This is a genomic window from Streptomyces sp. 3330, assembly GCF_031456635.1.
Lineage (GTDB): Bacteria > Actinomycetota > Actinomycetes > Streptomycetales > Streptomycetaceae > Streptomyces.
In genome coordinates this window covers 151,071-161,142 of sequence record NZ_JAVDVA010000021.1, presented here as the reverse complement: position 1 = coordinate 161,142, position 10,072 = coordinate 151,071, and the positions used below count along the sequence as shown (strand labels likewise).

Annotated in this window: 10 protein-coding genes; 2 read left to right on the top strand and 8 right to left on the bottom strand. The window is 71.1% G+C overall.

Features of this window, described 5'->3' with window-relative positions; genetic code table 11:
* Positions 1-544: 544 nt before the first annotated feature.
* Together J2X68_RS30135 and J2X68_RS30130 are read left to right on the top strand one after the other, a co-directional pair.
* Complete coding sequence (locus tag J2X68_RS30135) at positions 545-1,213, top strand: TrkA family potassium uptake protein (protein ID WP_020125146.1); 669 nt, start codon at positions 545-547, stop codon at positions 1,211-1,213.
* Entirely contained in the window at positions 1,213-1,890 is a 678-nt protein-coding gene (locus J2X68_RS30130; protein WP_310435753.1) for a TrkA family potassium uptake protein, read from the top strand. Before J2X68_RS30135 ends, J2X68_RS30130 begins: the two co-directional genes overlap by 1 nt.
* Positions 1,891-2,044: 154 nt before the next feature.
* Here the strand turns inward: J2X68_RS30130 and J2X68_RS30125 are convergent, their stop codons facing one another.
* The 8 genes from J2X68_RS30125 to J2X68_RS30090 all read right to left on the bottom strand — a co-directional run bounded on the left by J2X68_RS30125 (position 2,045) and on the right by J2X68_RS30090 (position 10,063).
* A complete protein-coding gene (locus tag J2X68_RS30125) occupies positions 2,045-2,806 on the bottom strand; it encodes a DUF3159 domain-containing protein (protein WP_310435752.1) in 762 nt (253 codons plus the stop codon).
* A gap of 3 nt (positions 2,807-2,809) precedes the next feature.
* Positions 2,810-3,208 carry an OB-fold nucleic acid binding domain-containing protein gene (locus J2X68_RS30120; RefSeq protein WP_078890401.1) on the bottom strand — a complete coding sequence of 133 codons (399 nt, stop codon included), beginning with the start codon at positions 3,206-3,208 and terminating at the stop codon, positions 2,810-2,812.
* A 57-nt stretch (positions 3,209-3,265) separates the two neighbouring features.
* Positions 3,266-3,982 (bottom strand): response regulator, encoded by a 717-nt coding sequence (locus J2X68_RS30115; RefSeq protein WP_310435751.1) that lies wholly within the window; start codon positions 3,980-3,982, stop codon positions 3,266-3,268.
* Positions 3,976-6,534, bottom strand: coding sequence for an ATP-binding protein (locus tag J2X68_RS30110; protein ID WP_310435750.1), 2,559 nt, complete (start codon positions 6,532-6,534; stop codon positions 3,976-3,978). Before J2X68_RS30110 ends, J2X68_RS30115 begins: the two co-directional genes overlap by 7 nt.
* Positions 6,535-6,790: 256 nt before the next feature.
* Entirely contained in the window at positions 6,791-7,969 is a 1,179-nt protein-coding gene (locus tag J2X68_RS30105) for an alginate lyase family protein (protein WP_310435749.1), read from the bottom strand.
* Positions 7,970-8,164: 195 nt separating this feature from the next.
* Positions 8,165-8,929, bottom strand: coding sequence for a DUF3710 domain-containing protein (locus J2X68_RS30100; protein WP_310435748.1), 765 nt, complete (start codon positions 8,927-8,929; stop codon positions 8,165-8,167).
* Between the two features lies 1 nt (position 8,930).
* The gene (dut, locus tag J2X68_RS30095) at positions 8,931-9,482 is read right to left on the bottom strand and encodes a dUTP diphosphatase (protein ID WP_054243626.1); all 552 of its coding nucleotides are present in this window, start codon (positions 9,480-9,482) and stop codon (positions 8,931-8,933) included.
* A complete protein-coding gene (locus J2X68_RS30090; protein ID WP_310435747.1) occupies positions 9,479-10,063 on the bottom strand; it encodes a PaaI family thioesterase in 585 nt (194 codons plus the stop codon). Before J2X68_RS30090 ends, dut begins: the two co-directional genes overlap by 4 nt.
* Positions 10,064-10,072: the final 9 nt, after the last annotated feature.

Below are 10,072 nucleotides of genomic sequence, written 5' to 3'. Positions count from 1 at the left end.
ACGGAGGACAGCGGGTCGGAAGCGAAGACGGGCAGGGCGATGCGCTTCGGCAGGAGCGTTTCTCCGAGCCGATCACTGCGCAGTGCGCGCCCGATCAGAATCCGTTTGGGCACGTCGGTCAGTTTGGACACAACAGAGGATCGTAGGCCTTCGAACACGGGACCGCCCACCCTCCCCCGGCCTCAGCCGGGTGATGGCGTGCCGCGTCTGCCTCACGGGTGAAATCGGCCATGCCCGCGCTGCGGATTCCGTGACGGCGCCGATCCGCATGCCTATATGACAATCCCCGCCCGCTGCCGCCCCCTTGGAGGGTCCATGCACACGACCGCGGAGATCATCGGCGCCGTCGGCACCCTCGTCGGCCTCGGAATCCTTACCTTCCTCAGTCTCTGGAGCATCAGCCGGCGCTGATCGCGCAAAGCGTGCACAGGGGTGCCCCGCGCCGACCGCACGTGTGTAGCTTGGTCGACGGTCTGAGACCCTGTTCACAGCCAAGCCAGAATTTTTATTGACTTCTTGACTTCTTGACCTCGGAAGGACGGTCGTGCACATCGTCATCATGGGCTGCGGCAGGGTGGGTTCCGCCCTCGCGCAGACCCTGGAGCAACAGGGGCACACGGTCGCCGTGATCGACCAGGACCCCACCGCCTTCCGACGACTGGGCTCCGGTTTCGGTGGCCGGCGGGTCACCGGAGTCGGCTTCGACCAGGACACCCTGCGCGAGGCGGGCATCGAGGAGGCCGGCGCGTTCGCCGCCGTGTCCAGCGGCGACAACTCCAACATCATCGCCGCCCGCGTGGCCCGTGAGATGTTCGGCATCGAGAACGTCGCCGCCCGCATCTACGACCCCCGGCGCGCCGAGGTCTACCAGCGTCTCGGCATCCCCACCGTCGCCACCGTCCGCTGGACGGCCGACCAGATGCTGCGCCGGCTGCTCCCCTCGGGCGCCGAGCCGCTGTGGCGCGACCCCACCGGGGGCGTCGAGCTCGCCGAGGTGCACGCCGCGCCGTCCTGGGTCGGCCACAAGATCAGCAAGCTCCAGGAGGAGACGGGCGTCCGCGTGGCGTTCCTCACCCGCCTCGGCGAGGCGATCCTGCCGACCTCCCAGACGGTGCTCCAGGAAGGCGACCTGGTGCACGTGATGCTGCGCAGCGACGAGGTCGAGAAGGTCGAGGCCTCGTTCGCCGAGGGCCCCAAGGAGGACGGTCACTGATGAGGGTCGCCATTGCCGGAGCCGGCGCGGTCGGCCGCTCGATCGCCGCCGAACTGCTGGAGAACGGCCACGAGGTCCTGCTCGTGGACAAGGCGCCGACGGCCATCTCGGTCGAGCGCGTCCCGCAGGCGGAGTGGCTGCTGGCCGACGCCTGCGAGATCACCTCGCTCGACGAGGCGGCCCTGCAGCGCTGCAACGTCGTGATCGCCGCGACCGGCGACGACAAGGTCAACCTGGTCGTGTCGTTGCTGGCCAAGACGGAGTACGGCGTCCCGCGCGTCGTCGCCCGGGTGAACAACCCGAAGAACGAGTGGCTGTTCAACGAGTCCTGGGGCGTGGACGTGGCCGTCTCCACCCCGCGTCTGATGTCGGCCCTGGTCGAGGAGGCGGTGAGCGTCGGCGACCTGGTCCGTCTGCTCCGCTTCAGCCACGGCGACGCGAACCTCGTCGAACTGACCCTCCCCGAGGAGTCGGCCCTGGCCGGCACCCAGGTCGGCGACGTGGAGTGGCCGGAGGACACCTCGCTGGTCACCATCATCCGCGGCACCCGGGTCCTCACCCCGACCCGTGAGGACTCCCTCGAGGCGGGCGACGAGCTGCTCTTCGTGGCCGCCCAGGCGAGGGAGGAACAGCTGGAGGACCTCCTGTCGGTCCGCAAGGCGGACACCGGCAGCTGACCTTCGGTCGATACGCGTGAGGGGCGCCCGGAGATCTCCGGGCGCCCCTCACGCGTCTGTCTCTTCAACCCGTCCGGCCTTCGACGGCGCGGCCCCGTCAGGGCCGAAGCCGGTGTCCGGGGGCGCGGCCCGCGCGGACGGTCTGCACCGGGGGCTACCCGTCCCGGCGGTGCCGCCCGCCGGCCTCCGACGAGGCCGCCTCCGCCTTCGCGGCGGCGGCCTTCTCCTCCGCCTCCATCTCCGCGAACACGTCGATCGGCGCGGGAGCCTTCGCGAGGAAGACCCACGTCAGCCAGACGGCGAGCAGGAACGGCGGGATCTTCAGCGCGATCAGCACCCAGCCCAGCTGCGCGGTGTCGGCCCACCAGTACAGCGGGAAGAGGATCGCGCACTTGGCGAGCAGGATCAGTCCCCACGCCCAGCTGGCCTTGGCGTACGCCTTCTTGCGGCCCGGGTTGCGGGTCCGCCAGGAGAGGTTCTCCTTGAAGACCGGGCCCAGGATCAGGCCGATCAGCGGCACCCCGCACAGCGTCGAGATGATGTAGGCGAGGGCCAGGCCGAGCGTGTAGAGCATGCCCGGCAGATAGAAATCCTTGGCGTTGCCGGTCATCATCGCGAAGACCACGCCGAAGGCGACCCCGAAGACGCCGCTGAAGGCGTGCTTGACCGTGTCCTTCATCGCCAGGCGGACCACGACCAGGATCAGCGACACCGCGAGCGCGGCGATCGCGGACATGTGCAGATCCTTGTTGATCGTGAAGATCGTGACGAAGAGCAGGCCGGGCACCACCGTCTCGACCATGCCCCGCACCCCGCCGAACGCCTCGAACAGCGCGGCCTCGGTCACCGCCCGGGCGTCGGCCGCGGTCGTGTCGTCCGCGGTCGTGTCTTCGGTCGGCTTGTCGAGCGACGTCACCGGCTACTCCCTACCCAGGGGTCTCAGTTCGTACTTGGGGTTGAACAGCACCCGGCGGCCCCGGCTCATGGAGACCCGCCCCGATGCGATGAGCCTGCGCCCGGGCTCTATGCCCACTATGGAGCGCCTGCCCAGCCACACCACGTCCAGCGCGGCGCTGCCGTCGAACAGCTCGGCCTCCAGGGCCGGGACTCCGGCGCGTGGCCGCAGAGTGACCGTGCGCAAGGTACCAGTAACCGTGACGATCTGACGGTCCTGGCAGTCACCGATCCGCGTGCACCCGGCCGTCTCGGCGTCCTCTCGCAGCTCCTCGGACTCCAGGTCCTCCTGCGACGAGGAGAGCCGGTCGAGCATGCGCCGGAACCGGCCCACCGGCTTTTCGGAACGAGGGACAGCACTCATGTCTGAAGGGTACCGGGGCACACCCGCCGAGCCGTAGCCGCCGCCCCAGGCGTCGCACTAGCGCTCGAACCGGTAGCCCATCCCGGGTTCCGTGACGAAGTGCTTGGGGTGCGAGGGGTCCGCCTCCAGCTTGCGTCTCAGCTGCGCCATGTACACCCGCAGGTAGTTGGTCTCCGTGCCGTACGAGGGCCCCCAGACCTCCTGGAGGAGCTGTTTCTGGCTGACCAGCCGGCCGGTGTTGCGCACCAGCACCTCCAGCAGGTGCCATTCCGTGGGGGTCAGCCGTACGTCCTTCCCGGCCCGGTTGACCTTCTTCGCGGCCAGGTCGACGGTGAACTCGTCGGTCTCCACCAGGACCTCGTCCTCACCGCTCCCGGCGGGTTCCGCCCGGCGGACCGCGGCGCGCAGCCGGGCCAGCAGCTCGTCCATGCCGAACGGCTTGGTGACGTAGTCGTCGGCGCCCGCGTCCAGCGCCTCCACCTTCTCGTCCGAGGAGTGCCGGGCGGACAGCACCAGGATCGGCACCCTGGTCCAGCCGCGCAGCCCCTTGATCACCTCGACGCCGTCCATGTCGGGCAGCCCCAGGTCGAGGACGATCACGTCCGGGTGGCGGGCGGCGGCGAGCCGGAGGGCGGTGGCGCCGTCGTGCGCCGCGTCGACCTCGTACCTGCGGGCCTTGAGGTTGATCACGAGGGCGCGGACGATCTGCGGCTCGTCGTCGATCACGAGCACTCTCGTGGGGGCCTGGGGCGTCCCCTCGGCCTGGCTCAGCATGAGGCGTGCCTTTCGGGTCGTGCGGGTCGTGCGGCCGGCTGCTCGGGGTGCGGTCCCGCCGCGCGGACGGTGAGGACCATGGTGAGGCCGCCGCCGGGGGTGTCCTCGGCGTTCAGGGTGCCGCCCATGGCCTCGGCGAAGCCGCGCGCGACCGCGAGGCCCAGCCCCACCCCGGCCCCGCGCGGAGCGTCACCGTAGCGCTGGAAAGGGGCGAATATCCGCTCCTTGGCCTCGTCGGGGACGCCCGGCCCGCGGTCCACGACGCGTACCTCGACCCGGTCGGACATCGCGCTCGCCGAGACCAGCACCGGCTCGCCGCCCGGACTGTACTTGACCGCGTTCTCCACGAGGTTGGCGACCGACCGCTCCAGCAGTCCGGCGTCCACGGCGACCATGGGCAGCGACTCGGGGATGTCCAGTTCCACGCTCGCCGCCGGGTCGGGCACCCCGCCGAGCGCCATCGGCACCACCTCGTCCAGGTCGATCTCCCGGATGATCGGCGTGACCGTACCGGTCTGGAGGCGGGACATGTCGAGCAGGTTGCCCACCAGGTGGTCGAGGCGGTCCGCGCCCTCCTCGATGCCCTCCAGCAGCTCCGCCCGGTCCTCCTCGGACCAGGCCACGTCGTCGGACCTGAGGCTCGACACGGCCGCCTTGATCCCGGCCAGCGGGGTCCGCAGGTCGTGGCTGACGGCGGCCAGCAGGGCTGTGCGGATGCGGTTGCCCTCGGCCAGCGCGCGGGCCTGGTCGGCCTCCTCCTGGAGGCGTCTGCGGTCCAGCACGACGACCGCCTGCGCGGCGAACGCGGCCAGCACCCGCCGGTCCTCCGCGGGCAGCACGCGCCCGGTGAGCGCCAGCGCCAGGTGGTCGCCGACCGGCACGTCCACGTCCGCGTCCTCCGGCCGCTCCACCGGCCGTCCGAACCCGACGTGGCCCGCGCGGGTCCACGGCGCCCTGTCGTCGGCCCGCTCCAGCAGTGCCGCCGACTCCATCCCGAAGGTCTCGCGCACCCGCTCCAGCAGCGCCTCCAGGCTGGTCTCGCCCCGCAGCACGTTGCCCGCCAGATAGGAGAGGATCTCCGACTCGGCCCGCAGCCGGGCCGCCTGATGCGTGCGCCGGGCGGCCAGGTCCACCACCGAGGCCACCGACACCCCCACCCCGACGAAGATCACGATGGCGACGATGTTCTTCGGGTCGGCGACCGTCCACCGGTGCAGGGGCGGTGTGTAGAAGTAGTTCAGCAGGAGCGAGCCCACGGCGGCCGAGGCCAGGGCCGGCAGCAGCCCGCCGAGCAGCGCCGCCGCCACCGTCACCGCCAGGAAGAGCAGCATGTCGTTGGCGAGGCCGAGGTGGACGGTGTTCAGCAGCAGGGCCAGCAGCGCCGGGCCCACCACGCCGACCAGCCAGCCCCAGACGATCCGGGCCCGTCCGAGCCGGGCGCCGCGGGCCACCGGCAGCCCGCGCCCCTTGGCGACCTCGTCGTGGGTGACGATGTGCACGTCGAGGTCGGACCGCGACTCCCGGGCGACCGTCGCGCCGACCCCGGGCCCGAAGACGTACTGCCAGGCCTTGCGGCGCGAGGAGCCGAGGACGATCTGGGTGGCGTTGACCCCGCGGGCGAAGTCGAGCAGCGCTGCCGGGATGTCGTCGCCGACCACGTGGTGGAAGGTGCCGCCCAGGTCCTCGACGAGGGTGCGCTGGACCGCCAGTTCCTTGGGCGAGGCGGAGGTCAGCCCGTCACTGCGCGCGATGTACACGGCCAGCACCTCACCGCCGGCGCCCTTCTCCGCCAGCCGGGCCGCCCGCCGGATCAGCGTGCGTCCCTCCGGGCCGCCGGTCAGCCCGACCACGATCCGCTCGCGCGAGCCCCAGATCGCCGAGACCCGGTGCTCGCTGCGGTACTGCTTCAGGTACTCGTCGACCCGGTCGGCGACCCAGAGCAGGGCCAGCTCCCGCAGGGCGGTGAGGTTCCCGGGCCGGAAGTAGTTGGACAGGGCCGCGTCGACCTTGTCCGGCTTGTAGATGTTGCCGTGGGCCATCCGCCGCCGCAGCGCCTGCGGTGACATGTCCACCAGCTCGATCTGGTCGGCGCGCCGGACGAACTCGTCGGGAACCGTCTCCTGCTGGCGCACCCCGGTGATCGACTCCACGACGTCGCCGAGGGACTCCAGGTGCTGGATGTTCACCGTCGAGACCACGTCGATGCCGGCGGCGAGCAGTTCCTGCACGTCCTGCCAGCGCTTGGCGTTGCGCGAGCCCGGGACGTTGGTGTGCGCGAGTTCGTCCACCAGGGCGACCCGCGGGGCGCGGGCGAGGACCGCGTCCACGTCCATCTCGGTGAAGAGGCCGCCCCGGTACTCCAGCTCCCGGCGCGGGACCTGTTCGAGGCCGTGCAGCATCACCTCGGTGCGCTGCCGCCCGTGGTGCTCGACGAACGCCACCACGCAGTCCGTGCCGCGCTCCACCCGGCGGTGCGCCTCGGACAGCATCGCGTAGGTCTTGCCCACGCCCGGTGCCGCACCGAGGTAGATCCGAAGGTTCCCGCGTGCCATGGCCTCATTGTCTTCCCGTGACTCCTGCGTACGCAGCGTCGACCTTACGGCCCACAATTCCGATATAAGGGACGAGCTGAAGGGTGAGGGACGCCTTTGACGCAACCCTGACGCGGCGGCACGAGCACCGGCGCCCCTCACCCCTTCATCGGACGAGCCCCCCGCATCGGTTCACGGACTGCGCGTCACGGGACTGCGCGTCACGGGACTGCGCGGCTTGGACACCGGGTCACAGCCCCGGGCCTTCGACGCCGGGTCACGCCGGGTTGTCGCCGTGGGTGAGCGTCTCCCAGGCGACGAAGAGGTTGTTGCTGCCCGCCGGGCGGTTCTGCAGGGTCAGCGTCCGGGTGTTGGTCATCGCGATGCCCAGACGGTTGTGCAGCGCGTTGTAGCCGACCTCGGTGACGGGGCCGAGGTCCTGGTTCAGGGAGCCGCCGCACAGCCAGCTCGGGACGGCCGTGCCCAGCTGGTACTTGGCCTGGAAGCCGAGGGCCTGCCGCAGCCGCTCGCCGACGTCGGTGCCGTACACATCCTGCCCCTGGATCCGGCTGGTCTCGGCGACGTGCGAGATCGCGGAGATGCCGTAGCCGGTGTGGGTGAGGTCGCGGCAGGTCTCCTGGGTCAGCCCGGTGACGAAGGTGCCCTGCCCCTGCCAGTAGGCGACGATCTTGTCCCGGGTGTTGAGGTTCTGGCTCGGCACGGTCTTCGGCAGTTCCCCGTCGGAGGCCAGGTAGACATAGGCGGCCGTACGGGTGCGGAACTTCGCCATGGCCTTGTCGTACGACGCCTTGTCCTCCAGGAAGACGGAGATGCCGATCGCGGCCTCCGTCATGGACAGCTCCCAGTTGCCGTTGGAGTTGGAGCCGTTGATGACCTCGGGCAGGTAGACGTCCCGCAGCATGGTCGCGAAGCGGCCGGAGTTCGCCCAGCCGCCGGTGTACGTGTACTTGATGATCTCGGCCGCCCTCGGCCAGGACGAGCCGGCCCAGCCGGTCTGGAGGGGCGCGTTGCTGTTGGTGTGGTCCTTGACGACGGCCGACCAGGCGTCCATCAGCTCGATGGCCTTCTTCGCGTACCGATCGTCCCGCGTGATGTACCAGGCGAGGGCGTCGGTGTACGCCGCGAGGGCGTCCTCCCGCTCGTCCGTGCAGCCGTAGTTCGGGTTGGAGTAGGACCCGCACTCGACCACGGCGCGGGGCTTGGGGGTGCGGCTCAGGCTGGCGTACTTGCTCGCCAGCAGCTGGTCGAAGGCGCCCTTCCAGGGCTGGGCGGCCGAGTCGACCTTGCCCCGGACGAAGTCCAGCTGCGCCCGGGAGACGGTGACCCCGGGGTGGGCGAAGGCGGTGGGGGCGGCTTCGGCCCGGGGGGCGTTCGGGGAGGCGAGAGCGCCCACGACCAGGGCGGTGACGGTCACAAGGAATGCGGTTCGACGCACAGCAGCTCCGTTCTTGTTCTTGTATGTGAACACAGAGCGCCCTTATGAACTCAGGCGTTGAGCGGAGACCGTAGGTCCAGACCAATGGGCCGTCAAGGGCTCCCACACGAGAACGGCGCGGGAGCGCACGCGCGACGAAGGGCCGCACCCCGTGCGGGGTGCGGCCCTGTCAGCCGTGCGGTCTGCCGTCGTGGGCTAGCGGACCTCGGTGATCTCCGGTCCGCGCTGGAGCTGGCCCATGCCGCCGGAGAACCGGGAGCTGTCGTCCTGCTGCTGGACGCCCTCGGGGACCATCTGCGCGTCGTTCGGCAGCTTGAGGACGATCGGGTCGCGGGGCGCCATCGGGCCCTCGCCCCGGACCACGACGGTGTCCCGGAAGATCTGCTCGAGCAGACCGGCCGCCTGCGGCTGCACCGCGCCCTGGCCCGAGATCACACCACGCAGGAACCAACGGGGACCGTCCACGCCGACGAACCGCACGACGTGGAAGCCACCCGTGCCGTCCGGCAGCTGCACGGGCACCTGGGCCCGCAGCTCCCAGCCCAGCGGGCCTTCGACCTCGTCGACGATGCCACCCTGCTGGGTGATGCCGGAGCCGATCTCCTCGCGCACCTCGCCCCAGATGCCCTCGCGCTTGGGAGCGGCGAAGGCCTGCAGCTGGATGGCGCTGTCGCGCAGCACGACGGTCGCCGCGACGATCGCGTCGCCGGCGACCTCGACCCGCAGCTCCATGCCGTCGACGCCGGGCACGAAAATCCCGCCGAGGTCCACGCGCCCCTCGGCCGGGTCGCGTACCTCCGAGTCGTCCCAGGGCCCGTCGGGCCGCGGCTCGGGCTCGAGCCGCACCCGCTCGCGCCCGCCCTCTGCCTCGTCCGCCTCAGCGTCGACACTGTCGACGACCTGCTCGGCCTCGCCGGCCGCGTCCTCGGCGGCACCCTTCTTCTTGCGACGTCCGAACACGTCACTGTCCTTCCCGGTCGGATACGACCGAAGCGTATCGATTCCCACCCGTCGCGCCGCCCTCGGCGGCCGAGGCGCTTGTACCGCTTTCACCGCCCACGGCGGCATGGCCGCCGGTGGACCCGAAGCCCCCTGCGGCCCGCGCCGATTCGGGAAGCTCCGCCACCTCCTGGAAGCGGACCCTCTCGACCTGCTGCACGACCAGTTGGGCAATCCGGTCGAAGCGCTCGAACCGCACGGACTCGCGCGGGTCGAGATTCACCACGATCACCTTGATCTCCCCACGGTACCCGGCATCAACCGTCCCCGGGGCATTCACGAGGGCGACGCCGCACCGGGCGGCCAGCCCGGAGCGCGGGTGCACGAAGGCCGCGTACCCCTCGGGCAGGGCGATGGACACGCCGGTGGGCAGCACGGCCCGCTCCCCCGGCGCGAGTTCATGGCTGCGCGTGGTGCGCAGATCGGCCCCGGCGTCACCCGGGTGCTCGTACGTCGGAAGCGGTACGTCGGGGTCGACGCGCCGGATCAGAACGTTCAGGGGGTCGCGGCTCACGGGTTCACCTCGAAGGCGCGGGTGCGCCTGATCTGGTCCGGGTCGCTCATGGCGGCCCGGATCTCCGCCTCACGGCCGTGGCTCACGAAGTGCTCGACCGCGACCTCGACGAAGAGCGCGTCGGCACGGACGGCGAGCGGGCCGTCGGGGCCGCCGATCCGTCCGGTGGCGGTCGAGTAGATCTTGCGCCCGGCGACCGCCGTCACCTCGGCCTCCAGGTACAGCGTGGTGCCGACGGGCACGGGACGCACGAAGTCGGTCTCCAGCCGTCCGGTCACGGCGATCGTCCGCAGCAGCCAGTTCAGCGAGCCGAGCGTCTCGTCGAGGGCGGTGGCCAGGATCCCGCCGTGCGCGAGGCCGGGCGCGCCCTGGTGGGCGGGCTGCACGGTGAACTCGGCGGTGATCGTCACGCCCTCGCCGGCCCGCGCCTCCAGACGCAGTCCGTGGGTCTGCTCGCCGCCACATCCGAAACAGTGTTCGTAGTGGGCGCCGAGAAGCTCGCCGGGCGCGGGAGCGTCGGGGTGCCGGACGGGTTTCACGGCATCGGCCGGAGGCTCAAGAGCTGCGGAAGTACCACTCACAGCCGCAGA

What these genes read in the sequence shown, in the direction of transcription:
- J2X68_RS30130 (WP_310435753.1), top strand. Translation starts at nt 1,213, where the DNA reads ATGAGGGTCGCCATTGCCGGAGCCGGCGCGGTCGGCCGCTCGATCGCC.
- J2X68_RS30120 (WP_078890401.1), bottom strand. Translation starts at nt 3,208, where the DNA reads ATGAGTGCTGTCCCTCGTTCCGAAAAGCCGGTGGGCCGGTTCCGGCGC.
- J2X68_RS30115 (WP_310435751.1), bottom strand. Translation starts at nt 3,982, where the DNA reads ATGCTGAGCCAGGCCGAGGGGACGCCCCAGGCCCCCACGAGAGTGCTC.
- J2X68_RS30110 (WP_310435750.1), bottom strand. Translation starts at nt 6,534, where the DNA reads ATGGCACGCGGGAACCTTCGGATCTACCTCGGTGCGGCACCGGGCGTG.